Consider the following 24,432-nt stretch of genomic DNA (forward strand, 5'->3'; position numbering starts at 1 on the left):
CTCAGACCCCGCTCGCCGGAATGCCGCTGCGCTCGACCTTGCGCGGGGCGGTGAGTTCCTTCCAGGTCGACAGCGCCCGGTTCACCGCCTGGAACGGCTGGCGGGGAACGAATTCGCCGTGGCCCTCGCGCGTCCTGACCTCGCCATCATGGATCGAGACCACCCCGCGCGACAGCACGTAACGCGGCAGGCCCTTGACCTTCTTGCCCTCGAAGACGTTGTAGTCGATTGCCGACTGCTGGGTCTTCGCCGAGATGGTCTTCTCCCGCGCCGGGTCCCACACCACGATGTCGGCGTCGGCACCGGGCAGGATCGCGCCCTTCTTCGGATAGATGTTTAGGATCTTGGCGATGTTGGTCGAGGTCACTGCAACGAACTCGTTCATCGTCAACCGCCCGGTATTGACCCCATGCGTCCACAGCATCGGCATCCGGTCCTCGAGCCCGCCGGTGCCGTTCGGGATCTTGGTGAAGTCGCCGACACCGAAACGTTTCTGCGCGGTGGTGAACGCGCAATGGTCGGTCGCCACCACCTGCAGCGAGCCCGACTGCAGGCCAGCCCACAGCGAGTCCTGGTGCTGCTTGTTGCGGAACGGCGGCGACATCACGCGGCGGGCCGCGTGATCCCAGTCGGGGTGAGCGTATTCGCTCTCGTCGAGGGTCAGATGCTGGATCAGCGGCTCGCCATAGGCGCGGATCCCCTTCTGGCGGGCCCGGCGGATCGCCTCGTGCGCCTGCTCGCAGGACACGTGCACGATGTAGACGGGCACGCCGGCCATGTCGGCGATCATGATCGCGCGGTTGGTCGCCTCGCCCTCGACCTCCGGCGGCCGCGAATAGGCATGCGCCTCGGGTCCGTTATTGCCCTCTGCCAGCAGCCTTGCCTGAAGCTGCGCCACGACGTCGCCGTTCTCGGCATGGACGAGCGGCAGGGCACCGAGCTCGGCGCAGCGCTGGAAGGAGGCGAACATCTCGTCGTCGTCCACCATCAGCGCGCCCTTGTAGGCCATGAAATGCTTGAAGGTGTTGATGCCCTTGTCGCGGACGATGACCGCCATCTCGTCGAACACCTGCTCGCCCCACCAGGTGATCGCCATGTGGAACGAGTAGTCGCAGTTCGCCCGGCCCGTCTTGTTGTGCCACATGGCAAGCGCGTCGAGCAGCGACTGGCCGGGCGACGGCAGCGCGAAATCGACCACCATTGTCGTGCCGCCGGCAAGCGCGGCGCGGGTGCCGCTCTCGAAATCGTCGGAGGAATAGGTGCCCATGAAGGGCATCTCGAGATGGGTGTGCGGATCGATGCCGCCCGGCATGACGTAGCAACCGGTGGCGTCGAGGACATGATCGGCGTCGTGCGGCAGGTCGGGCCCGACGGCGACGATCCTGTCGTGCTGGATGTAGACGTCGCCCTTGAAGGTCAGATCGGCGGTGACGATGGTGCCGCCCTTGATCAGTTTGGACATGTGTCGTGCTCCTCCTCGCCCTGTTGCTCCCCGTCACACCGTCCGCAGCGAGCGGAGAGCCGGGATCGGGACGCCGCCGCCGTCGATGGGCCCCGATCCCGGATCGGCCTGGCGGCCGTCCGGGATGACGTGGAAATGAGTGGCGCTGGCCCTCACCCGACGATCTCCGCCGTCTCGACCGCGGCGTGGAACAGCGTGTTGACGCCGGCCGCCGCCCAGTCGGGGGTGATGTCCTCCTCCTCGTTGTGGCTGATTCCGTCGACGCAGGGGCAGAAGATCATCGCAGTCGGTGCGACGCGAGCGATGTAGCAGGCGTCGTGACCCGCACCCGAGACGATGTCGCGATGCTTGTAGCCGAGCCGTTCGGCGGCGCGCCGGACGGCGGACACGCAGGCGGGATCGAAGGCCACCGGCGGATAGTAGAACACCTCGGACACCTCCCGCTCGAGCCGCCCCTCCGCACATGCCTTGTCGAGCGCGGCCTCGAGCCTGGCCTTCATGTCGGCCAGGACCGCATCGTCGGGATGGCGGAAGTCGACGGTCATCGTGACGGCGCCGGGAATGACGTTGCGCGACCCGGGATAGGGATCGAGCACACCGACGGTGCCGACTGCATGCGGCGCATGCGCGAGCGCGATCTCGTTGACGGCCTGGACGATCTTCGCCGCCCCGAGCAGCGCGTCGCGGCGGCGCGGCATCGGCGTGGTACCGGCATGGCTCTCGAAGCCGGTCAACCTGATGTCGAACCAGCGCTGGCCCTGGCCGTGGGTGACGACGCCGACATCGCAGCCCTCCGCCTCGAGGATCGGTCCCTGCTCGATGTGCAGCTCGAAATAGGCCTTGATCGGGTGCTGCCCCACCGGCTCGGTCCCGACGAAGCCGATGCGCTTCAACTCCTCGCCGAAGCGGCGCCCCTCGCGATCACGGATGGCGTAGACCTCGTCCTGCGTGAAGGCGCCCGCAAAGACGCCGGAGGCGACCATCGCGGGGGTGAACCGGGTGCCCTCCTCGTTGGTCCAGTTGGCGACCTCGATCGGATGGCGGGTCTTCAGGCCGAGATCGTTGAGGGTGCGGATCACCTCGAGGCCGCCCAGCACGCCGAGAACCCCGTCGAACTTGCCTCCCGTCGGCTGCGTATCGAGATGGCTGCCGAGCACGACCGGCGGCAGGGACGGATCGGCGCCGGCGCGCCGGGCGAACATGTTGCCCATGGAGTCAACCGTCATGGTGCAGCCGGCCGCCTCGCACCAGCGCTGGAACAGCAGACGGCCCTCGCGGTCGGCATCCGTCAGCGTCTGGCGGTTGTTGCCGCCCTTCACGCCGGGGCCGATCTTCGCCATCTCCATCAGCGAGTCCCAGAGACGCCCGGAATTGATCCTCAGATTGTCGGCCGGACCGGTCATGCTGTGCTGCTCCACTTCAACCTTGCTGGATCCTTGTCACGAAGGCCGTGCACACCGAGGCCTCGTCGATCATCGCGGAAGCGCCCGAGCTGCAGGCCGGGATCGGAATCGCAGCTCCCCTTCCCTGGAGACCGATACCGGCCTTCCGCCGCGCTCCGGTCGGCATGGCGGTGTAGCGGTGACGGATCTGTCGAGAACCATGCTGCCCACTCAGTTCATCGTCGGGAAGGTGTAGACGGCGCCCTCCCTGATGCCGCCCGGCCAGCGCGTGGTGACGGTCTTCAGACGGGTGTAGAAGCGCACGCCTTCCGGACCGTAGATCGAGTGATCGCCGAACAGCGAGCGCTTCCAGCCGCCGAAGGAGTGGTAGGCGACCGGAACCGGAATCGGCACGTTGACGCCGACCATGCCTACCTCGATCGCATCGGCGAAGGCGCGGGCCGCGTCGCCGTCGCGGGTGAAGATCGCAGAGCCGTTGCCATATTCATGGGCATTGACGAGGCCGACCGCCTCGCCGAACGACCCGGCCCGAACAACGGACAGGACGGGTCCGAAGATCTCCTCCCGGTAGATGGTCATGTCGGGGGTGACCCGGTCGAACAGCGAGCCGCCGACGAAATAGCCGTTCTCGTATCCCTGCAGCCGGAAGCCCCGTCCGTCGACGACGAGATCGGCGCCCTCGGCGATCCCCTTGTCGATGTAGCCCAGCACCTTCTGGAGATGCTGCCGGGTGACCAGCGGCCCCATCTCCGCGTCGGGGTCGGTGGAGGGGCCGATCTTGAGGGCCCGCACCTTCGGAGCCAGAGTCTCGACGAGGCGGTTCGCCGTCTCCTCGCCGACCGGGACCGCCACCGAGACCGCCATGCAGCGCTCGCCCGCCGAGCCGTAGCCCGCCCCCATCAGCGCATCGGCGGCCTTGTCGATGTCGGCATCGGGCATGATGATCATGTGGTTCTTCGCCCCGCCGAGGGCCTGCACGCGCTTGCCCTTCGCGGTGCCGCGCGCATAGACATATTCCGCGATCGGGGTCGAGCCGACGAAGCTCACCGCCTTGACATCGGGATGGTCGAGGATCGCATCCACGGCCTCCTTGTCGCCGTGGACGATGTTGAGCACGCCGTCCGGGAAGCCAGCCTCGCGGAAGATCTCATAGACCAGCATCGGCGCGGAGGGATCACGCTCGGAGGGCTTCAGCACGAAGGTGTTGCCGCAGGCGATCGCCACCGGATACATCCACAGCGGCACCATCGCCGGAAAGTTGAACGGGGTGATGCCGGCGACCACGCCGAGCGGCTGGCGATCGGAATAGGAATCGACTTCCGGGCCGACATTGCGGGAGAATTCGCCCTTCAGAAGATGCGGGATGCCGCAGGCGAACTCCACCACCTCGATGCCGCGCGCGACCTCGCCGAGCGCGTCCGCATGCGTCTTGCCGTGCTCGCGGCTGATCGCGCGGGCGATATCGGCGGCGCGCGCGTCGAGCAGCTCCTTGAAGCGGAACATCAGCCGCGCCCGCTTCAGCGGCGGCGTCGCGCCCCAGGCAGGGGCGGCAGCCCTGGCCGCAGCGACCGCCTCGCCTACCTCGGCGGCAGTCGACAGCGGCAGTTCGGCGACCTGTTCGCCGGTGGCGGGATTGTACACGGGCGCCGACCGCGCACTCGAGGATGGCGCAACGCGCGCACCTATGGCGTTTGCGATCCGGTCCATCTCTCCTCCCTGGTCCGTCGCGACAGGTCCGTCGACGGGCCAACCCTCGCAGGCGCAGCCACGGCGCGCACGGTCCTGATGCCGGATCGACCGATCTGGCGGCCCGCGCTTCGGCGCGGATACGCCCGTTCCCCCTTCCGTGCGCCCGATCTCGCGGTGTCGCCAACGGAATTCTTGTGTATCGGCCCCGGATCTGCGAAAGTTGACCAAATAGTCAGCTTCAGACGCTAGAGCCACTTGACCATTCGGTCAAGACAAAAAAGCGGTCGCCCGGACACCCCCGATGCCCAACCATTCGGCACTGCCGCGAACCGAGCCGAGAAGCGGCGTCCGCCAGGAGAACGAGGCCCAGATCCTGAAAGCCGCCGAGGCGGTGTTCGCCGAGTACGGCTTCAAGGGTGCAACCACGCAGATGATCGCCGAACGGGCCGGCATCCCCAAGGCGAACCTGCACTACTACTTCCCGACCAAGCTCAAGCTGTACCGGACGGTCGTCGACAACATCTTCCAGATCTGGCTGCGCTCGGCGCAATCCTTCGACGATTGCGACGATCCGGTCGAGGCGCTGACCCGCTACATCGGCGAGAAGATGGAGATCTCGCGCGCCCATCCGAACGGCTCGAAGGTGTGGGCCAACGAGATCCTGCACAAGGCGCCGGTCATCCAGGACTATCTGGAGACGACGCTGAGAGACTGGACCGACGGCCGGGTCGCGGTGATCCGCCGCTGGATTAACGAGGGGCGCATCGCGCCGGTCGATCCGTATTACCTGCTCTACATGATCTGGGCGACGACCCAGCACTATGCCGATTTCAGCCACCAGATCGCCACGCTGAATGGCGGCGAGCCGCTCTCCGACGAGCAGTTCGAGAGGGCGAAGCGCACGGTGGTGGAGATCATCCTGAAAGGCATCGGCGCAACACCGGCGCCGCGCAAGGCAAGGCCGTCGATCCGCCGGCTGTGAGCGGCAGAAATCTCGCCCCGGCCTCACCGATGACACGCCCCGCCGGAGCAACCGTCTGACGTCATCCCCGACGGCGACGCCGATCCGGGGTCGGCAGGGCGGCACGCCAGACCACGTGCCGCCGCGGAGACCGCGGTCCGCTACCGCAGGTATTCGCCGGCCCGTGCCTGCAGCCGGAACCAGTGCCAGGCGTGGCGGGCGGTCGACAGGGGGCCGCGCGGGGCGATCCGGTAGCCGGTATCGGTCAGCCGATCCAGCACCCGGGCGGCGGTGAAGGAATTGTCCTCGCCGTCGAGCGCAGTGGGAACATCGAGCTTGTTGAGCCGCCGCCGGGTGCCGTGCGCCCGGATGCGCTTGCCGTGCGCCGATACGGCGATCTCCGGGGCGGGCGGCAGGCGCTCCTTCAGCATCCGGTCGAACGCGTAGATCACAGGCGCCTTGTGGGCCTCGGCCAGATAGATCGGGTCGGCCACCGTCTCGGCCAGCGCGTGGCCGAGCCAGGCCTCGACATTGATCCTGCGGCCGGTGGCGAACATCTCGTTGGCAATGTGCAGACTGACGAGGCCGTGATAGCTCATCGCCTTGATGAAGGGATTGTAGGGCCACGGCGCCTCGCGGTCGGCGTCGATCTCGCTGACGAACTTCGCGTAGGGCGTCTCGCCGCCGGCCTCGGCCGCGCCGGTCGCATCCTGGTAGAACGACATCGCATTCGAGCTCGCCGAATGTCCGAAGCTGGTGATCGGGTGGCGGACGAACAGGATCCGGTCGGTGACGAAAACATTGGCGAAGGCGGTGTAGACGTCCGGGATATGATAGCAGAAGTACTGCCGCGTGCTGGCCTTGACGTCATCGATGATCCGCCGCGAGATGCAGCCGTGATAGACGTGGAAGGTGCGCATCGACATGCGCAGCCGGCCCTCGAACATCGCATCGAGGATCGCGCCGCCGCCATAGACGGTGTAATCCCAGAACAGCTTGGAATGCTTCAGGATCAGGTAGCCGGCCTCGGTGGTGGAGCGGTTCGGCCAGATGTAGTTGACCGAGGTCCACTTGATCGCCTCGGCGCCGGTCTCGGCGATCAGCCCGGCGAGCCGCGAGATGCCGCCGAGCGTCACCAGGTCGTCGTCGCCGATGAACACGATGTAGTCGCCGGTGGTGCGCGCCAGCGCGGCTTCCCAGTTCGCCCGCATCGACAGGCGGGTTTCGGACCGGAAGTAGCGCAGCCGCGGATCGTCGAAGCGGGCCACCGCCGCGGCGGTGTCCGGTCCACTGGCATTGTCGTGAACGACGATCTCCAGCTCCGGATAATCCTGCGCCACGCAGGTCCTCAGCGTCTGCGCCAGCGTGAAGGCGCGGTCGCGGGTCGGCACCACGAGACTGATGCGGGGGCGGCGGGTGCTGGCTGTCATGACGGATTGCTCCATTAGCCGCGCGTGTTAAAAGCACGCGGCTGGAAGCGGGGCAAGCGCGGGCATCACATGAAAGCAGTCATCCTGGCGGGCGGCCTCGGCACGCGCATCTCGGAGGAGTCGCATCTGCGACCCAAGCCGATGATCGAGATCGGCGGGCGGCCGATCCTCTGGCACATCATGAAGATCTATGCCCATTACGGCGTCAGCGACTTCATCATCTGCCTCGGCTATCGCGGCTACATGATCAAGGAGTTCTTCGCAAACTACCTGCTGCACAATTCCGACGTGACGATCGACGCGCGTACCGGCGAGATCGAATACCACCAGGTCAGCGCCGAACCCTGGCGGGTGACGCTGGTCGATACCGGCGAGGGGACGATGACTGGCGGCAGGCTGAAGCGCGTCGCCGCCTATCTCGATCCGGCCGAACCGTTCTGCCTGACCTATGGCGACGGCGTGGCCGATGTCGACATCTCCAGGCTGATCGCCTTCCACAAGGCGCACGGGCGGCTGGCGACGGTGACGGCCGTCGTGCCGCCCGGCCGATACGGGGCGCTGGCGCTCGACGGCAACCGGGTCGACCATTTCATCGAGAAGCCGCCTGGCGACAATGCCCTGATCAACGGCGGATTCTTCGTGCTGTCGCCGAAGGTCATCGACCGCATCGCCGGCGACGACACGCCCTGGGAGCTCGAACCGCTCGAAAGTCTCGCGCGCGACGGCGAGCTCGAGGCGTTCCGGCATGCGGGCTTCTGGCACGCGATGGACACGCTGCGCGACAAGAATCAGCTCGAGGCGCTGTGGGCATCCGGGAAGGCCCCCTGGAAGGTCTGGCCTTGAGCCCGGGCTTCGGCCCACCTGCCGGGTCGGCCGCACGTTCGCCGGGGAGCCGGTGATGGTCACGCCGATTCCGCCACCGTGCGACGACAGCCGCATCGCCTCGCTCGACGGTTTGCGCGGGATCGCAGCGGTCATCGTGATGCTGGGGCATTTCGTGCTGGCGTTCACGCCCGTCTGGTACGCCGGGACCGTCGCCTTCAACTGGTCGGGGCCGAACATCGCCGCCAAGACGCCGCTGTTCGTCCTGCAGAGCGGTACCTTCGCGGTGTTCGTCTTCTTCGCCCTGTCCGGCTTCGTGATGGCGCAGTCGGGCGACCGGTCGCGCGCGCCGCTGCTGGCGCTGGCCGGCACCCGGCTGCTGCGGCTCAATATCCCGGTGGCAGCAAGCATCGCTCTGGCGGTCGTCCTGCTGGCGATCTTCCCGAACGAGATCCACGACGTCGCCGCCATCGTCCGGCACGGCTGGGTGCAAGGCTGGTACCAGCCGGGCGGCCCCTCGCTGCTGGAGGTCGCGATCGGGCTGGCGCGGGGATCATACCGCGCGGCGATCTACTACAATCCGGTGGTCTGGACCATGCGGGTCGAACTGATCGGCTCGCTGGTCATCTACACGATCTACAAGGCAGTGCCGGCGCGCTACGTCGTGCCATGCCTGGTGGCGGGACTGGTGTTCACCTTCTTCCGGACAGGGACCCAGGGCTTCCTGTTCGGCTTCTTCTCGGGCGCACTGCTCTATACATACTGGTCGCGGGGCCACGTGCCGAGATCGTCTGTCGCCTGGGTCGTGTTCCTGATCGGCACCTATCTCGGCGGATTTCCGTTCGCCGAGCCGCGCGGGCCGTCCTACCAGTGGCTGGCGGACCTGTTGCGGCCCATCGCCGATCCGGAGCTCGCCACGCGCAATGCCGGTGCGATCCTGGTTCTGATCGCGATGCTCTACCTGCCTGGCGTGCGGGCCGTGTTCAGCATGTCCATACCCGGCTTCCTGGGACGGATCTCCTTCGCCCTCTACCTGACCCATTTCCCGATCCTGTGCACGATGGTCGCAGCGACATGGCTGTGGATCGGACCGGATCACCAGTTCCTGCTGTTCCTGGCCTTCGTCGCCCTGACGGTGTCGGTCGCCTGGGTGATGACGGTTGTCATCGACGAGCCGATGATCCGTCGGCTGTCGCGGATCAGGCGCTGGTCGCAGAGCTGGCGGGGACCGGTCGCGTTCGGCGCCCGCCCAGCCGCCACTCAGCCCTCGAAGTCGGGATAGGTCGCGTCGCGCCGGTTGATCACCGCCGGGCGTGCCGGCCAGTCGATAGCGAAGGCGGGATCATCCCAGCGCAGCCCCGCATCGCCCTCCGGCGTATAGGGACGGCTCATCTGGTAGAGCACGTCGCTGTCGGGGGCGAGCGTCAGGTAACCGTGGCTGCAGCCCTCGGGGATGAACAGCGCGCGCATCGAGGCGGCATCCAGTTCGACACCGACCCAGCGGCGGAAGGTCGGGCTGTCCCGCCTCAGATCCACCGCCACGTCGAAGATCGCGCCGCGCACGCAGCGCACGAACTTCGCCTCCTCGAGCCCCGCCACCTTGTGATGCATGCCGCGCAGCGTGTGCAGATGGGTATTGCGGGCGATGTTGATCTGGGTCGGGACGAAATCGATCCCGGCGGCGGCGAACTCTGCCGGGCAGAAGGCCCTGTTGAAGGAGCCGCGCTCGTCGACGCGCGGCTCGACATCGACGATGAACACGCCGGGAATCGCCGTTTCGGTGAAGCGCATCGCGCCGACCTCTCGCTGTCTGGACCCGGCGTCTCATAGCCGGATTCACGTCCGCAGGCGACCTCAGCGCCGCAGCAGCCCGTGATAGATCTCCGCGTCGCCGACGCGGCCGACGATCCGCCCCTCCTCGACCACGAGCACCGGCATCCCGGTGGCGAGGCGGGCCTGCATCACCTGCCGGATCGGGGTGTCGCGCCCGCACAGCGCGACGGCGCCACGGCGCGGCTCGGCCTCGCCGAGCCGCACCGTCTCGACATGGGCGCCGCGCAGCGAGATCATCCCATTGCCGTTGACCGCCAGGCCGGAGGCGGCGTCGATGATCCGGGCGGCGTCGCCATTGCCGTCGGCAGCGACCGACGTCATCACCTCGCCTGCCCGCAGGACCGACAGCGGATTCATGTGGGCGACGAAATCGGCGACGTAGGCGTTGGCGGGATTGAGCACGATCTCGTGCGGCGTGCCGAACTGGACGACGCGTCCGCCCTCCATGATCGCGATCTTGCTGCCGATCTTCAGCGCCTCGTCGAGATCGTGGCTGACGAAGACGATGGTGCGATGCAGCGACGTCTGCAGGTCGAGCAGCTCGTCCTGCAGGCGCGAGCGGATCAGCGGATCGAGCGCCGAGAACGGTTCGTCCATGAGCAGGATCGGCGCCTCGGTGGCGAAGGCGCGGGCGAGGCCGACGCGCTGCTGCATGCCGCCGGAGAGCTCGTGCACATGCTTGCCAGCCCAGGCGGCAAGGCCGACCAGCGACAGCTGCGCCTCGATGCGCGCCTGCCGCTCGGCAGCCGGAACGCCGGCGAGCTCGAGACCGAAGCCGACATTGTCGGCAACCGTCCGCCAGGGCAGCAGGGCGAACTGCTGGAACACCATCGCCACCCGGCGGCGGCGCAGGGCACGCAGTTCCTCCGCCGAGCAGGTGGAGGGATTGACGGTCCGCTCGCCCTCGCGCACCAGAACCTGCCCGCGCGTCACCCGGTTGAGACCGTTGACTGCCCGCAACAGGGTGGACTTGCCCGAGCCCGACAACCCCATCAGCACGACGATCTCGCCCTCGTGGACATCGAGGCTGGCGCCGGCGACGCCAAGCACCTGGCCGGTCTCCTCCTGGATCTCCTCGCGGCTGGCGCCGCGGTCGATCAGCGGCAATGCCCGCTCCGGCGCCTTGCCGAAGACGATGTCGACATCGCGGAAGCTGACGAGAGGATCGCGGCTGGCTGCAGAACCGGTCATGGATCAGCGGCGCCCCTCGGCGCGCTCGGACCGGAAGAAGCGGTCGAGCACGATGGCGACCAGCACGATCGCGACGCCGACCTCGAACCCGCGGGCGATGTTGACCTGGTTGAGCGCCCTCAGCGTCGGCACGCCGAGGCCGTTGGCGCCGACCAGGGCCGCGATCACCACCATCGACAGCGACAGCATGATGGTCTGCGTCAGCCCGGCCATGATGCTCGGCAGTGCAAAGGGCAGTTCGACCTTCCACAGCAACTGGCGCTTCGTCGCGCCGAACGCCTCGCCCGCCTCGATCAGGCTGCGCGGCGTCGAAACGATGCCGAGCCGGGTCAGCCGGATCGGGGCCGGCACCGCGAAGATCACGGTGGCGACCAGTCCGGGCACCATGCCGAGCCCGAACAGGATCAGCGCCGGGATCAGATAGACGAAGGTCGGGATCGTCTGCATCAGGTCCAGCACCGGCCTCAGCGCCTCGTAGAGCCACGGCCGATGCGCGGCGGCAATGCCAACCGGCACGCCGACAGCCATGCAGACCACGCTCGCCGAGATCACCAGCGCCAGTGTCTCGGTGGTCTCCTTCCAGTAGCCCTGATTGATGACCAGCAGCAGCGCCAGCAACACGAAGATCGCGAAGGGGATCGAACGGCGCACGAGATAGGCCAGAGCGACCGCGGCGGCGACGACGACCAACGGATGCGGTGTCTGCAGCACCCACAGGATCGCGCCGATGATGGCGTCAAGGATGTCGGCGATCCCGTCGAAGACCCAGGCGGCATTGGCCGTCAGCCAGTCAACACCGTCCTTGGCCCATTGCCCGATGGGAAGCTTGTGTTGCGTCAGCCAGTCCATTGACACGCCCCTCTGCGCGCAGTGGCGGATCACTCTTGCGGCGTCTCGCCCGGAACGGATGCTAGCGCGCGGCGCCGTTGCATGAACAGGGGTGATTGTGAAGAAATCTCAGGGGGTTCGCGGGTTCCCGCGCACGTCCTCGGCCAGAGGCAGCCGACACGGCCAGGCTGGTTCCCCGCGGCCGGCGGCGACACCGGAGAACCGGGATCGGGGCCGCGACCACGGCACCGAGGTGCCCGCCGATCCCCGACCCGCCCACGACCGGTCGGGGATGACGGCGCGCCGCACGCCTCGTCGGCATCAAGCTGACGCGGAAACCCGATCCGGGCATCCACGCCGTCGGCTCCGCGCAAGTCTGGCTGTTCGAGGCGACTGCGCGTCAGCTGCCAAGATGCTTCTCGACCGCTTCCCTTGCGTCGTGACCGTGCAGCGTGGTGACGCCGCGGATCCAGCTTTCCCACATCTTCGGGTTGGCCTTCAGCCAGGCCCGCGCGGCCTTGTCGGGCTCCTCGCCCCTGTCGAGGATCGCACCCATGATCTCGTTCTCCATCGCCAGCGTGAAGCGCTGGTTGGCGAGCAGCTTGCCGACATTCGGGCACTCGGCGGTGTAGCCGGCGCGGACGTTGGTGTAGACGGTGGCGCCGCCGTAGTCGGGGCCGAAGTAGTCGTCGCCGCCGGACAGATAGACCAGATTGAAATTGGCGTTCATCGGGTGCGGCTCCCAGGCGAGGAACACGATGTCCTCGTTGCGGCTGACGGCGCGCGCGACCTGGGCGAGCATGCCCTGCTCGGAGGATTCGACCAGCTGGAAGCCGCGCAGGTTGAAGGCATTGGCCTCGATCATGTCGAGGATCAGGCGATTGCCGTCATTGCCCGGCTCGATGCCATAGATCTTGTCGCCGAGCGACTGGCGGAAGTCGGCGATGTCGGCGAAGTCGGTGAGGCCCTTGGCGGCCGTGTAGTCCGGTACGGCGAGGGTGTACTTGGCGCCCTCGAGATTGACGCCGACAACCTCCACCGAGCCGTCGTCCAGATACGGCTTGATGTCGGCTTCCATGGTCGGCATCCAGTTGCCGAGGAAGACGTCGATGTCCTTGTTCTTCAGCGAGGCGTAGGTGACCGGCACGGACAGCACCTTGATGTCGGGCTCGTAGCCGAGTGCCTTGAGGACTTCCGCGGTCGCGGCGGTGGTGGCGGTGATATCGGTCCAGCCGACATCGGAGAAGCGCACCACCTTGCAGGAGTCCGGATCGCTGGCCAGGGCCGGCACGGACATCAGCGCGGCGAGCGTCAGGCCGCACAGCGTTCGAAGACAGGGCTGCATCGTTGGAACCTCCCTTGGGTCGGAACTTCAGTCGTCGGTCACCGGCGGCAGCTCCCCCTCCTGGAGCAGCTCCGGCTGGCACGACGGAAGATGGCCGGATCGAACCACTTTACGCGCAGCATGGCAAGATTTATTGATTGATTGATCAGTCAAGAACCATCTTGCTGGAGGCGGAAGCTTGCCCAAGATCGGCGTGGAGGCGATCCGGCGTCAGGCCCTGATCGAGGCCGCCATCGAGACGATCCATGACCGCGGCTTCTGCGCCGTGACGGTGGGCGGGATCGCGCGCCGCGCCGGCGTCTCGACGGCGCTTGCCCACCATTACTTCGGGTCGAAGGACCGCCTGCTCGCCGAGACGATGCGCTACCTGCTGTCCGATCTCGGCAGGGCGATCCGCAGCCGGCTGCGCCAGGCGAGCTCGCCGCGCGAGCGGATATCCGCGGTCATTGCGGGCAACTTCGCCCCGGACCAGTTCCAGCCGGCGACGATCTCGGCCTGGCTCGCCTTCTACGTCCAGGCGCAGACGGTGCCGGAGGCGCGGCGCCTGCATCGCATCTATGCGCGCCGGCTCGCCAGCAATCTCGTCCACGATCTGTCGCGGCTGATGCCGCGACCACAGGCGCGCGCGGCTGCGGAGGCGGCGGCGGCGCTGATCGACGGGCTGTGGATTCGCTTCGCGCTCGCCGACGGGGCACCGGATGCAGCGATGGCGATCGCGATAGTCGAAGACTTCGTCGAGGCACGGATCGCGGCGGCCGGAGCGGTGTCATGAGCGAAGCGCTGGAAGCCGACTACGTCATCGTCGGCGCCGGCTCGGCCGGCTGCGTGCTTGCCGACCGGCTGAGCGCCGACGGCCGGCACGCCGTCATCGTGCTCGAACGCGGGGGCAGCGACATCGGCCCGCTGATCCAGATGCCGGCAGCCTTCTCGATCCCGATGAACATGCCGCTGTACGACTGGGGGTTCCGAACCGAGCCGGAGCCGCATCTGAACGGCCGCCGGCTGGCGGTGCCGCGTGGCAAGGTGATCGGCGGATCGTCCTCGATCAACGGCATGGTGTTCGTGCGCGGGCATGCCCGCGACTTCGACACGTGGGAGGCGATGGGGGCGCGCGGCTGGGGCTTCCGCGATGTGCTGCCCTACTTCCGGCGGATGGAAACGAGCCACGGCGGCGAGGCCGGATGGCGCGGCTGCGACGGCCCGCTGCATGTCACGCGCGGCCGGATGCGCAATCCGCTCTACACCGCCTTCATCGAGGCCGGCAGGCAGGCCGGCTACGGCATCACCGAGGACTACAACGGCCATCGCCAGGAGGGGTTCGGGGTGATGGAGATGACGGTGTGGGGCGGCCGGCGCTGGTCGGCGGCCAACGCCTATCTCAGGCCGGCGCTGAAGCGGAAGAACCTGCGACTGTTCACCGGTGTCGAGGTGCAGCGGGTCGAGTTCGACGGCCGTCGCGCCGTCGGGGTCATGATCCGTCGCGGCCGCCGTACCCAGATCGTGCGCGCACGCCGCGAGGTGATCCTGTCGGCATCCTCGATCAATTCCCCCAAGATCCTGATGCTGTCGGGCATCGGCCCGGCGAGCGATCTCAGGCGTCTCGGCATCGAGATCGTCGCCGACCGGCCGGGGGTCGGCGCCAATCTGCAGGATCATCTGGAAATCTACGTCCAGTACGCCGCCAGACGGAAGATCACCCTGCACCGCCATCTGAACCCCGTGTCGAAGGCCGTGATCGGCGCGATGTGGCTGTTGGCCCGACGTGGGATCGGCACGAGCAACCAGTTCGAATCCTGCGGCTTCATCCGCTCGGCCGCCGGGATCGAGTATCCCGACATCCAGTACCACTTCCTGCCTGCGGCGGTGCGCTACGACGGTCGGGCGGCGGCCGACCGCCACGGATTCCAGGTGCATGTCGGGCCGATGCGGTCGAAATCGCGGGGACGCGTCGCGCTCGCCTCCTCCGATCCTGCCGCGCCGCCCTCGATCCGCTTCAACTACATGTCGCACCCGGACGACTGGGCGGAGTTCCGCAGTTGCGTCCGCCTCACCCGCGAGATCATGGCGCAGCCGGCGATGGCCGAGCATATCGATCACGAGATCGCGCCGGGCGCCGATACGCAGAGCGACGCCGAGATCGACGCGTTCGTGCGCGCGCATGTGGAAAGCGCCTATCACCCCTGCGGCACCTGCCGGATGGGAGGCACCGACGACCCCATGGCGGTGGTCGATCCGCAGTGCCGGGTGATCGGGGTGGAGGCGCTGCGGGTGGTGGACAGCTCGATCTTCCCGCAGATTACCAACGGCAATCTCAACGCGCCGACCATCATGACCGGAGAGAAGGCTGCCGACATGATCCTCGGGCGCGATCCGCTGCCTGCCTCCAACCTCGAGCCGTGGATCCATCCCAACTGGCGCACCGCGCAGCGATAGGGGCGCGGGGGCGGCTCGGCACCGCCCTGCCGTGCGTTCCCGGATCTGCCAACGACACTGCATGCTGGCGCTGACGATCCCGCGCGGAGCGCGGTCGGGAACACCCGACCGTGCCGGACGGCGGTCCGGGCGGACGCCCTGCGTCCGGCGGACAGACATGCGAGGGCGGGGCGGACGCGCGAGCATGGCACGGTCGCTTCAATACCGCGCCGCCATGCGATAGAACCCGCCCGCAAGGGGGAAATGACTTCGCGAAACGGCAGGGACATGACAACGGTGGCGGACAGCCGATCAACACGCCGGGACAGGCGGCCGCGAACGCGCATCCAGACGGCGAACCGGCAGATCATCCTGGACGCGGCGCTTCAGGTGTTCGCTGCCTCCGGCTTCCGCGGCGCAACGGTCGACCGCATCGCGGCGCAGGCCGGCATGTCGAAGCCGAACCTGCTCTACTATTTCCGCAGCAAGGACGAGATCTACCGGCAGGTACTCGAATCCACCCTGGCGACCTGGCTGGCGCCGCTGGAGCGGCTTGATCCGGCCGGCGATCCGATCGCCGAGATCGCCGGCTATATCCGTCACAAGCTGGAGATGTCGCGGCAGATGCCGGAGGCCTCGCGGCTGTTCGCCAACGAGGTGCTGCATGGCGCGCCCGCGATCGGCGAATTCCTGCGCGGGCCGCTGCGCGACCTCGTTGCCCGCAAGGCGGCGGTGATACGGGGCTGGATCGACGAGGGGCGGCTGGCACCGGTCGATCCGGTGCACCTGATCTTCATGATATGGGCGACGACTCAGCACTACGCCGATTTCGACGTCCAGGTACGCGCCGTGCTCGGCGAGCAGGGCGACACCGTCGCAGCCGCCGAGGAGACCGTGCTGGCGGTATTCCTGAACGGTCTGCGCCCACGGCGATAGGCCCTACAGAAAGCTCAGCGGGTCGACGTCGACGCTCATGCGGACGCTGCCGCGCGGTTTCGGGGCGGCGTCGAACCAGGCACGCAGGAAGCCCTGCAGATCGAATGTCCGCCTCGCCTTGACCAGCAGACGGAAGCGGTGACGGCCGCGCACGACCGCCAGCGGCGCCTCGGCCGGACCGAGCACGCGAACGCCGTCGGCGGGCGGGACGGCACGCGCCAGCGCCTTCGCATGGGATGCCGCCTCGTCCTGCGACCGTGCCGACACCAAGATCGCGGCGAGCCGACCGAAGGGCGGCAGGCCCTGCCGCTCGCGGCTCTCCATCTCGCGCGCGTAGAAGGCCTCGCGGTCGCCGGAGACGATCGCCTTGATCACCGGATGATCGGGATCGAAGGTCTGGATCAGCGCCCGGCCGCCGTCGCGCTGGCGCCCGGCCCGGCCGGTGACCTGCTGAAGCAGCTGGAAGGTGCGCTCGGCGGCGCGCGGGTCGCCGGTGGCGAGCCCGACATCGGCATCGACCACGCCAACGAGCGCCAGATTGGGAAAGTTGTGACCCTTGGCGACGAGTTGCGTCCCCACCACCAGATCGACCTCGCCGCGCTCGATCATGGTGAAGCGCTGGCGCAGCTCGGCAATGGAGCCGATCAGGTCACTCGACAGCATCAGGATGCGGATGTCGGGAAACCGCTCCGCCGCCTCCTCGGCAATGCGCTCGATGCCGGGGCCGCACGGCACCAGGCTGTCCTCGGCGCCGCAGTTGGGACAGTTCACCGGCCGCGGGATCGCGTGGCCGCAGTGATGGCAGGCAAGCTGGCGGCGGAAACGGTGCTCGACCAGCCAGGCCGAGCAGTTCGGGCACTCGAAGCGGAAGCCGCAGGCCCGGCACAGCGTCAGCGGCGCGTAGCCGCGACGGTTGAGGAACAGCAGCGCCTGCTCGCCACCTGCGATCGTCGCGGCGATCGCCGCAACCAGCGGCGGGCTGAGGAACCGGCCCCGTTCCGGACCGTCGCTGCGCATGTCGACGGCGCGGATATCCGGCAGCCGCGCACCGTAACGGTCGGGCAGGCGCAGATGGCGGTAGCGGCCGCGCTCGGCGTTGGCGCGGCTCTCGACCGACGGCGTCGCCGACGACAGAACCACCGGCACGCCCTCGAGGGAGCCGCGCACCACGGCCATGTCGCGGGCGGAATAGATGACGCCCTCCTCCTGCTTGTAGGCGGGGTCATGCTCCTCGTCGACGACGATCAGGCCGAGATCGGCGAACGGAAGGAACAGGGCCGAGCGCGCGCCCGCGACCGCCTTGACCTCGCCGGACGCGACCCCGCGCCAGGTCCTTTCCCGCAGCTTCGGCGTCAGGCCGGAATGCCATTCGGCCGGCATGGTGCCGAATCGCGCCTCGAAGCGGGCGAGAAACTGCGCGGTGAGCGAGATCTCGGGCACCATCACCAGTACCTGCCGACCGCGCCGCAGCGCCTCGCTCATGGCTTCGAAATAGACCTCGGTCTTGCCGGAACCGGTGACGCCTTCGAGCAAGCTCACCGAAAAGCCACCCGCGGCCACCGCGTCGGCCAGCGCCTCGGCGGCGCCGGACTGGGCCTGCGTGAGGGCCGTCGCCGCGAAATCGGGCTCGGGCGGCGCAACCACCGGCTTCGGCGGCAGCGCCACGCACTGGAGCGTGCCGGCCTGGATCAGCCCCTCGACCACGGAGACGCCGACGCCTGCCGCCCGGGCGAGCGCCGTCTTGCTCCAGGCAAGGCCGTCGCCGGCGACCTCGAGGACGCGCCGGCGCGCCTCGGTCATGCGCTCCGGCGGGGCACCGGCAAGGCGGACGGCGATGACCGGCATCTGCGGACCGAACGCCTCCGGCACCCTCAGCATCATCCTGAGCACCATGCCGCGCGGGCTCAGCGTGTAGTCGGCGATCCACTCGACGAAGCGGCGCATCGCCGGTGCAATCGCCGGTCCGGCCAGCTTCGCCTCGACCGGACGCAGCTTGCCGCGGACAATGCGGTCGGGCTCGCCGTCCCAGACCACGCCGAGCACGGTGCGCGGGCCGAGCGGCACCACCACCACGTCGCCCGGACTGAGTGTCATGCCGTCCGGCACCGCGTAACTGTAGGGCGCCTCTACCGCGACTGGGGTCAGGACGGGAACGATGGATTGGCTCATGGACCGATTCGCGGGGCTGTCATCGGCGACAAACTACCGCTAAACAGGGCGGCGACAGGTGCAGGGGACGCGTGAAGGGACGGACAGGCATGAAATTCTTCGTCGATACCGCTGACGTGGCCGAGATCCGGGCGCTGGCCGATACCGGCCTGCTTGACGGCGTCACCACCAACCCCTCCCTCGTGGCCAAGGCGGGCCGCCCGTTCCGCGAGATCGTCGCCGAAATCTGTGCGATCGTCGCCGGCCCCGTCTCGGCCGAAGTCACCGCGACCGATGCCGAAGGGATGATCGCCGAAGGACGCAGCCTGGCCGCCATCGCCGACAACGTCGCGGTCAAGGTGCCGCTGACCATGGACGGGCTCAAGGCCTGCAAGACGCTGTCCGGCGAGGGCACGATGGTCAATGTCACGCTGTGCTTCTCCGCCAATCAGGCGCTGCTGGCGGCGAAGGCGGGCGCGACCTTCGTCTCGCCCTTCATCGGCCGGCTCGACGATATCGGTCTCGACGGGCTGGAGCTGATCGGCGAGATCCGGACGATCTACGACAACTACGGCTTCGAGACCGAGCTGCTGGCCGCCTCGATCCGCACCGTCAACCATGTCAGGCTGTGTGCGCTGGCCGGTGCCGACGTCGCCACGATTCCGCCCGCCATCATTCGCCAGCTGGTGTCGCATCCGCTCACCGACAAGGGCCTCGACGCCTTCCTCGCCGACTGGAAGAAGACCGGCCAGACGATCCTCTGAGGCCTCGTAGACGCCCGCTCCCGGGCCTGCGTCGCCGCCTGCGGCACACACCGCCCACTTCATGTCGGGGCCGCGCCGGCAGCGAGCCTGCGCGCATCCTCGGCAATGCGCGCGGCCCAGCCGGTTGCACGGGCACGCCGGTCAACGTCAGGCGCAGGCCGATGGTGGTCCCTCCGGACCGAGCGTCGAGCGTTCAGCGCAGACGACTGCCTTCTTCACGTCAGTTCCGCGCGAGCGATGTAAAATGTTCAAACATGGTTAACTGGCGAAAGTCGTTTCGGATCAATGTTTCTGGTCCGTCACAATTCTGCCGGATGCGGCACGGACGGCCCGTTGCCGAAAATTCGAGCATTCGCGGGCCGGCAACCCTGTAGTGTGCAGCGTAGGAACCTGTTAAGGTAAAGGAAGAGTTAGCAAGATGCGGTGTGTTGTAATGTCAGCTTCGCTTTCTCTTCCGAGCCCACGAACGCCTTCTACCGTCGGACGGTCTCCCGTCGTCGACAAATCGCGCATTGCCGGTGACACGGTGCCGCCCGTGACGGGACCCGCCGTCCAGCTCGACTTCCGCAAGGAGTTCGACGCGCGCCGGCTGTTCAATCTGCGGCAGCTCGAGGTGTCGTACGAGGAGTCGACCGGGACGCTGTGGACATTCATGCGGCCGGACGGACGGCCGAGCTACAATCCGGCCCTGCTCGACGATTTCCACGCCTGGCAGCAGGGCATCACGGCGATGTTTGCCGACCGGCCGCACGACCTGCGCTTCCTGGTGCTCGGCTCGCGCACCCCGGGCGTGTTCAATCTCGGCGGCGACCTCAACCTGTTTGCCGCGAAGATCCGCGAGCGCGACCGCGCGGCACTGGTGGGCTACGGCAAGTCATGCGTGCGCATCCTCCACCGCAACCTCAACGGCCTCGGCCTGCCGGTCGTGACGATCGGCCTCGCCCAGGGCGATGCCCTTGGCGGCGGTTTCGAGTCGCTTCTGTCGTTCAATGTGGTGATTGCCGAGCGCGGTGCGAAGTTCGGCTTTCCGGAGAACCTGTTCGGCCTGTTCCCCGGCATGGGCGCCTACAGCCTTATCGCCCGTCGGATCGGCGCCGCCCGGGCCGAGGAAATGATCCTGACGGGGCGAACCTACACGGCTGAGGAGATGTTGGAGGCCGGTCTCGTCCATCTGCTGGCGGAACCCGGACAGGGCATCGAGGCCACCCGCGACTACATCGCCCGCCAGCGTCGCCGCCATGCCGGCACCCGCGCGGTGTTCCAGGCTGGGCGTGAAGTGGCACCGCTGTCGCTCGAGGAACTCGATCGCATCGTCGAGATCTGGGCTGACGCCTGTCTCGACCTCGGCGAGCGCGATCTGAAGGTGATGCAGCGGCTCGTCGCGGCACAGAACCGGCTGCCCTCCGCGCTCGCGGCGGCTGAGTAACGGCGCCGCCGGGTCTCAGGCGACCAGGAGCGGCCTTGCGATCGCGCCGCGGATGCGCTCGGAAACCTCAGCGGCAGGCATCGGCCGGCCGAACAGGTAGCCCTGACCCTCGTGACAGCCATCCTCGCGGACGAACGCCATCTGCTGTTTCGTCTCGAGCCCCTCGGCGACGACCGTGATGCCGAGCGACGTGCCGAGGCCGGCAACCGCCCGGATGATGGCGCGCCCCTCCGCCTCGCAGTCGACATCGCGGATGAACGACTGGTCGATCTTGATCTTCGCGAACGGGAACTTGCGCAGATAGTTGAGCGAGGAATATCCGGTACCGAAATCGTCGAGCGACAGTGAGACGCCCAGGGTCCGGAACTGCTGGATGGCGTGGGTGGTGGCCTCGCTCTCCTCGAGCAGTACCCGCTCGGTGATCTCCAGTTCGAGCCGGTGGGCCGGCAGGCCGGAACGCGCCAGCGCGGAGACCACATGGGCGGCCAGGTTGCGGTCGCGAAACTGTACCGGCGACAGGTTGACTGCGACCTTGACCCCGTCCGGCCAGCGCGCCGCCTCCTCGCAGGCGCGCCGCAGTGCCCATTCGCCGATGCCGATGATGAGGCCGGTCTCCTCGGCAATGGGAATGAACACCGACGGCGGAACGGCGCCGCGCGTCGGATGGTGCCAGCGCAGCAGCGCCTCGCAGGTGGTGATGCGGCCGGTCGCCAGATTGACGAGCGGCTGGAAATGCAGCTCGAACGCCTCACCGGCCACCGCCTGGCGCAGATCGAGCTCAAGGGCGCGGCGCTGCTGGGCGTCGCTCTCCATCGCCGCCGCAAAGAAGCGATGACCGCCGCCGCCGGCGTTCTTGGCGGCATAGAGCGCCATGTCGGCCTTCTTCAGGAGCTGATCGGCATCGGTGCCGTCGCGCGGCGCCAGCGCCACCCCGATCGAGGCGCCGATGTCGATGCGGTGACCGTCGATCTCGAAGGGATCCTCGAGCGCGCGCACGATCCTCAGCGCCAGCCAGCCGGCATCGCGCCGGCGATGGGTATCGGCCTGAACGACGACGAACTCGTCGCCGCCGAACCGGGCGATCAGATCCGAGCGGCGGACAACCTCGCCGAGCCGCAGCGCGACGGCCTGCAGCAGCTTGTCGCCGATCGGATGGCCGAGCGTGTCGTTGACGGACTTGAAGCGGTCGAGGTCGATCAGATGAATGGCGATCTGCGTCTCGCTGCGCCGGGCAGCGGCCAGCATCGCCTCGAGGCGCTCGCGGAACTGGGCGCGGTTGGCAAGCCCGGTCAGTTCGTCGAAGCGGGCAAGCCGGGTGATCCGCTCCTGCGCGCGCTTGCGTTCGGTGATGTCCTCGAGGATCACCACGGATCCGCCGTCGGTCATGACGCGCCGGGACAGCGCGATGGTGCGCTCGCCGTCGAGGGAGATGAAGACCTGGCCGAAACTGTCCTGCTGGAGGCCGCGCGTCAGATCGCGCAGCACCGCCCGCACGCCCTTGCCGGCGTGATTGCCGGCGCGGACACTCGACCGCACGAGCTCGCGGATGCTCATGCCCTCGCGGACTTCCCTGCCCTCGAGCCGCAAAAGCTCGAGGAACCGCTCGTTCCAGACCTGCAGCCGGTCCTGCTGGTCGAGCATGCACAGGCCGTGCGACATGTTGTTGAGCGCGACATCGAACCTGTTCGCCTGCTCCTCGAAGCGCGCAGCAAGCGCAGCTTCCTTGCGCGTCACGGTCAGCGCCTGGATGATGATGTCGCGGATCGACAGGGTGATGTCCACCATCCCGTAGATGAACATCAACACCACGATGCCGAGCGCCTTGTGCACCCAATCCGGATAGATGAGCAGCGCCACGGCGAGCGGCAGCGTGGTCAGGGTGAGCTGACCGACGGCGATGATCGGCCGGGCCGCGTTGCGGCCGGAGATCGCCGCTGCATAGCCGGCCGCCGTCGTCGAGACGGCGAGGTGCAGCGTCGCGTCGTCGGTATGATCGAGGGTCAGGAAGCACAGCGCGCCGAGCAGGGCGGAGAATGCCCAGGCACCCAGTTCGTAGACCCGCTCCCACAGCCGCGTCGCCTCGAGGTCCTGGATGCGCTTGCCCCGCTTGTAGAGGACGGCCGAGGCGACCCGCACCATGCCGACAACAAGGATCGCGAGCGAGGTCGCCATGATCGTGCCGTCCTCGGCGCGGATCGCGACGGCCGCGCCGATGATGGTGCAGGCGATGGCGCCGACGATCAGCGAGGCGATCGGCGCGAACAGCGAGTCAACCAGCGCCGCGCGGATCTCCGGGGGAAGCTCGGCGTCGGTCCTGCGGGTCTGGAGTAGCTTTCGAACCAGCATCTATGCCTTGTTGCCTGGGGGGAGATGTTCGGCAGACCATCCGATACACACCCCGCCCCGAGCCTTGTCGTCCATACCGATGAAAAGGCAGCAACCAATAACCCTAGAAGTTTAAGGAACCATCCAACGGGTGCAGGCCGGCCCGCGCGGGTGGACCGGCGCGCGGAATCGCGACAGGGTGGCCAGCTCGGCAACGACAGGCGGAGAACGGGACGTGGCAGAGGGCAGCGGACAGGTGGCAGGCGGCCATGCCGTGACCGTCGGATCGGCGACGGTGGATATCATCACCATCATCGCGAGCCGCGACATCGAGCGTGTCACCATGGCGAATGCGACCGCCTCGTTCCTGCTGCTGGAGGAGGGGCGGAAGATCGAGGCCGAGGGGATCACCATCCATCCCGGCGGCGGGGCGGCGAATACGGCGGTCTGCTTCGCCCGGCTCGGCATCCCTGCGGCACCGCTGGTCAAGATCGGCCGCGACCTGAACGGCGCCAAGGTGCTGGAATCCTTTGCCAGGGAGGGATTGTCCGACCGTCTGGTCCGCTACACCGACGAACTGGGCACCGGCATCACCGTGATGATCGCCTCGCACGACCGCAACGCCGCGGTCTTCACCTTTCGCGGCGCCAACACGCTGATCCGCGCCGGCGACATTCCTGCCGACGCCTTCGCCGGCGCCTCGATCGTGCACGTCGCCGGCCTGTCGAACGAATCCGCCGACCAGCACCCGGACATCGTGCGCCGTGCCCGCAAGGCCGGTGCGTTCGTGTCGAACAATCCCGGCATTCGCCAGCTCACCGCACGCGGCGAGGCGTTCTTCGCCGCGCTGTCCGACATCGACATGCTGAGCATCAACCGCATCGAGGCCGAAGCGATGCTGCCCGGCCTGATGCGGCATGGCGGGCCCGGTCCATGCCGCGACCATCTGCCCGACAACCCGCCGCAGCTGATGCGCCGCGGCCTGGTCGGCTCGGGTTTCGACATGCCGCTCGAAGCGTTCTGCCGGGCCGTGCACCGGCTCGGACCGCGATACGTCACCGTGACGGACGGAACCGACGGTGCCTATCTGTCGGACGCCGGCGAGCTCTGGCACTGCCCGCCGCTGAAGGTCAAGGTCGCGGGCACCGTCGGGGCCGGTGATGCCTTCTCGGCAACGCTCGGGGCCTGGCTGATGGAAGGACGCGGTGCCGAATCGGCGCTACGGGCCGCCGCCGCCAATGCGGCAGCGGTCGTCGCAGCGATCGACGCCCAGTCGGGGCTGCTGCGGCGGACCGAGCTGACCCGCTGGATCGAGGCAGCTCCGCCGGATTTCGTGGCGCGCCGGCTCGTGTGAGCCATACGCCTTCCGGTGCGGCAAGACACACGTAACCTTGCCAGGCTATGCTGTGATCTGGATGCAGCATTGCCGAGACCGCGTCCGCCGACGGGCCGGTCTC

At 67.9% G+C, this 24,432-nt stretch carries 19 protein-coding genes; 9 read left to right on the top strand and 10 right to left on the bottom strand.

Annotated features, from left to right (window positions below):
- Position 1: 1 nt before the first annotated feature.
- From hydA to EDC22_RS10770, 3 genes are all read right to left on the bottom strand, one after another.
- Positions 2–1,462 (bottom strand): dihydropyrimidinase, encoded by a 1,461-nt coding sequence (hydA, locus tag EDC22_RS10760; protein WP_132806663.1) that lies wholly within the window; start codon positions 1,460–1,462, stop codon positions 2–4.
- A 152-nt stretch (positions 1,463–1,614) separates the two neighbouring features.
- Positions 1,615–2,865 carry a Zn-dependent hydrolase gene (locus EDC22_RS10765; protein ID WP_132806664.1) on the bottom strand — a complete coding sequence of 417 codons (1,251 nt, stop codon included), beginning with the start codon at positions 2,863–2,865 and terminating at the stop codon, positions 1,615–1,617.
- A gap of 210 nt (positions 2,866–3,075) precedes the next feature.
- A complete protein-coding gene (locus EDC22_RS10770) occupies positions 3,076–4,572 on the bottom strand; it encodes a CoA-acylating methylmalonate-semialdehyde dehydrogenase (protein ID WP_132806665.1) in 1,497 nt (498 codons plus the stop codon).
- Positions 4,573–4,855: 283 nt separating this feature from the next.
- Here EDC22_RS10770 and EDC22_RS10775 point away from each other — a divergent pair, with 283 nt between their 5' ends.
- Positions 4,856–5,536: a TetR/AcrR family transcriptional regulator gene (locus EDC22_RS10775; protein WP_132806666.1), complete on the top strand. Its 681-nt coding sequence runs from the start codon at positions 4,856–4,858 to the stop codon at positions 5,534–5,536.
- Positions 5,537–5,676: 140 nt separating this feature from the next.
- Here the strand turns inward: EDC22_RS10775 and EDC22_RS10780 are convergent, their stop codons facing one another.
- Positions 5,677–6,945: a glycosyltransferase family 2 protein gene (locus EDC22_RS10780; protein WP_165926874.1), complete on the bottom strand. Its 1,269-nt coding sequence runs from the start codon at positions 6,943–6,945 to the stop codon at positions 5,677–5,679.
- A gap of 69 nt (positions 6,946–7,014) precedes the next feature.
- On the opposite strand from EDC22_RS10780, the gene rfbF reads away from it, so the two are divergent.
- Entirely contained in the window at positions 7,015–7,788 is a 774-nt protein-coding gene (gene rfbF, locus EDC22_RS10785; protein ID WP_132806668.1) for a glucose-1-phosphate cytidylyltransferase, read from the top strand.
- Between the two features lie 55 nt (positions 7,789–7,843).
- On the top strand, positions 7,844–9,049 hold the full coding sequence (locus EDC22_RS10790) for an acyltransferase family protein (protein ID WP_165926875.1): 1,206 nt from the start codon (positions 7,844–7,846) through the stop codon (positions 9,047–9,049).
- On the opposite strand, the gene EDC22_RS10795 is transcribed toward EDC22_RS10790, so the two are convergent.
- The 4 genes from EDC22_RS10795 to EDC22_RS10810 form a co-directional block, all read right to left on the bottom strand.
- A complete protein-coding gene (locus EDC22_RS10795) occupies positions 9,028–9,558 on the bottom strand; it encodes a dTDP-4-dehydrorhamnose 3,5-epimerase family protein (protein WP_132806670.1) in 531 nt (176 codons plus the stop codon). The genes EDC22_RS10790 and EDC22_RS10795 overlap by 22 nt on opposite strands.
- A 63-nt stretch (positions 9,559–9,621) precedes the next feature.
- Positions 9,622–10,791, bottom strand: coding sequence for a choline ABC transporter ATP-binding protein (gene choV, locus EDC22_RS10800; RefSeq protein ID WP_132806671.1), 1,170 nt, complete (start codon positions 10,789–10,791; stop codon positions 9,622–9,624).
- A 3-nt stretch (positions 10,792–10,794) separates the two neighbouring features.
- Positions 10,795–11,640, bottom strand: coding sequence for a choline ABC transporter permease subunit (gene choW / locus EDC22_RS10805; protein WP_132806672.1), 846 nt, complete (start codon positions 11,638–11,640; stop codon positions 10,795–10,797).
- 379 nt (positions 11,641–12,019) lie between these two features.
- Entirely contained in the window at positions 12,020–12,964 is a 945-nt protein-coding gene (locus tag EDC22_RS10810; protein ID WP_132806673.1) for a choline ABC transporter substrate-binding protein, read from the bottom strand.
- Positions 12,965–13,142: 178 nt separating this feature from the next.
- Here EDC22_RS10810 and betI point away from each other — a divergent pair, with 178 nt between their 5' ends.
- From betI to EDC22_RS10825, 3 genes are all read left to right on the top strand, one after another.
- Complete coding sequence (gene betI, locus EDC22_RS10815; protein ID WP_132806674.1) at positions 13,143–13,736, top strand: choline-binding transcriptional repressor BetI; 594 nt, start codon at positions 13,143–13,145, stop codon at positions 13,734–13,736.
- Entirely contained in the window at positions 13,733–15,397 is a 1,665-nt protein-coding gene (gene betA / locus EDC22_RS10820; RefSeq protein WP_132806675.1) for a choline dehydrogenase, read from the top strand. Before betI ends, betA begins: the two co-directional genes overlap by 4 nt.
- 267 nt (positions 15,398–15,664) lie before the next feature.
- Positions 15,665–16,312 carry a TetR family transcriptional regulator C-terminal domain-containing protein gene (locus tag EDC22_RS10825; protein WP_132806676.1) on the top strand — a complete coding sequence of 216 codons (648 nt, stop codon included), beginning with the start codon at positions 15,665–15,667 and terminating at the stop codon, positions 16,310–16,312.
- Positions 16,313–16,315: 3 nt separating this feature from the next.
- Here EDC22_RS10825 and EDC22_RS10830 read toward each other — a convergent pair whose 3' ends face one another.
- The gene (locus EDC22_RS10830; RefSeq protein WP_132806677.1) at positions 16,316–18,481 is read right to left on the bottom strand and encodes a primosomal protein N'; all 2,166 of its coding nucleotides are present in this window, start codon (positions 18,479–18,481) and stop codon (positions 16,316–16,318) included.
- 89 nt (positions 18,482–18,570) lie between these two features.
- Here EDC22_RS10830 and fsa point away from each other — a divergent pair, with 89 nt between their 5' ends.
- Positions 18,571–19,224 carry a fructose-6-phosphate aldolase gene (gene fsa / locus EDC22_RS10835; RefSeq protein ID WP_132806678.1) on the top strand — a complete coding sequence of 218 codons (654 nt, stop codon included), beginning with the start codon at positions 18,571–18,573 and terminating at the stop codon, positions 19,222–19,224.
- A 535-nt stretch (positions 19,225–19,759) separates the two neighbouring features.
- Positions 19,760–20,650 carry a crotonase/enoyl-CoA hydratase family protein gene (locus EDC22_RS10840; RefSeq protein ID WP_245499724.1) on the top strand — a complete coding sequence of 297 codons (891 nt, stop codon included), beginning with the start codon at positions 19,760–19,762 and terminating at the stop codon, positions 20,648–20,650.
- Between the two features lie 15 nt (positions 20,651–20,665).
- Here the strand turns inward: EDC22_RS10840 and EDC22_RS10845 are convergent, their stop codons facing one another.
- Positions 20,666–22,996, bottom strand: coding sequence for a putative bifunctional diguanylate cyclase/phosphodiesterase (locus tag EDC22_RS10845; protein ID WP_132806680.1), 2,331 nt, complete (start codon positions 22,994–22,996; stop codon positions 20,666–20,668).
- Between the two features lie 214 nt (positions 22,997–23,210).
- Here EDC22_RS10845 and EDC22_RS10850 point away from each other — a divergent pair, with 214 nt between their 5' ends.
- The gene (locus tag EDC22_RS10850) at positions 23,211–24,329 is read left to right on the top strand and encodes a carbohydrate kinase family protein (protein ID WP_132806681.1); all 1,119 of its coding nucleotides are present in this window, start codon (positions 23,211–23,213) and stop codon (positions 24,327–24,329) included.
- Positions 24,330–24,432 lie beyond the last annotated feature (103 nt).

It is taken from the genome of Tepidamorphus gemmatus, assembly GCF_004346195.1.
Taxonomy (GTDB): domain Bacteria; phylum Pseudomonadota; class Alphaproteobacteria; order Rhizobiales; family Tepidamorphaceae; genus Tepidamorphus; species Tepidamorphus gemmatus.

Coding starts and splice junctions, on each gene's coding strand:
- betA (WP_132806675.1), top strand. CDS start 13,733: ATGAGCGAAGCGCTGGAAGCCGACTACGTCATCGTCGGCGCCGGCTCG.
- EDC22_RS10765 (WP_132806664.1), bottom strand. CDS start 2,865: ATGACCGGTCCGGCCGACAATCTGAGGATCAATTCCGGGCGTCTCTGG.
- choW (WP_132806672.1), bottom strand. CDS start 11,640: ATGGACTGGCTGACGCAACACAAGCTTCCCATCGGGCAATGGGCCAAG.
- EDC22_RS10830 (WP_132806677.1), bottom strand. CDS start 18,481: ATGAGCCAATCCATCGTTCCCGTCCTGACCCCAGTCGCGGTAGAGGCG.
- hydA (WP_132806663.1), bottom strand. CDS start 1,462: ATGTCCAAACTGATCAAGGGCGGCACCATCGTCACCGCCGATCTGACC.
- EDC22_RS10825 (WP_132806676.1), top strand. CDS start 15,665: ATGACAACGGTGGCGGACAGCCGATCAACACGCCGGGACAGGCGGCCG.
- fsa (WP_132806678.1), top strand. CDS start 18,571: ATGAAATTCTTCGTCGATACCGCTGACGTGGCCGAGATCCGGGCGCTG.
- EDC22_RS10775 (WP_132806666.1), top strand. CDS start 4,856: ATGCCCAACCATTCGGCACTGCCGCGAACCGAGCCGAGAAGCGGCGTC.
- EDC22_RS10790 (WP_165926875.1), top strand. CDS start 7,844: ATGGTCACGCCGATTCCGCCACCGTGCGACGACAGCCGCATCGCCTCG.
- EDC22_RS10845 (WP_132806680.1), bottom strand. CDS start 22,996: ATGCTGGTTCGAAAGCTACTCCAGACCCGCAGGACCGACGCCGAGCTT.
- choV (WP_132806671.1), bottom strand. CDS start 10,791: ATGACCGGTTCTGCAGCCAGCCGCGATCCTCTCGTCAGCTTCCGCGAT.
- EDC22_RS10780 (WP_165926874.1), bottom strand. CDS start 6,945: ATGACAGCCAGCACCCGCCGCCCCCGCATCAGTCTCGTGGTGCCGACC.
- EDC22_RS10810 (WP_132806673.1), bottom strand. CDS start 12,964: ATGCAGCCCTGTCTTCGAACGCTGTGCGGCCTGACGCTCGCCGCGCTG.
- rfbF (WP_132806668.1), top strand. CDS start 7,015: ATGAAAGCAGTCATCCTGGCGGGCGGCCTCGGCACGCGCATCTCGGAG.
- EDC22_RS10795 (WP_132806670.1), bottom strand. CDS start 9,558: ATGCGCTTCACCGAAACGGCGATTCCCGGCGTGTTCATCGTCGATGTC.
- EDC22_RS10770 (WP_132806665.1), bottom strand. CDS start 4,572: ATGGACCGGATCGCAAACGCCATAGGTGCGCGCGTTGCGCCATCCTCG.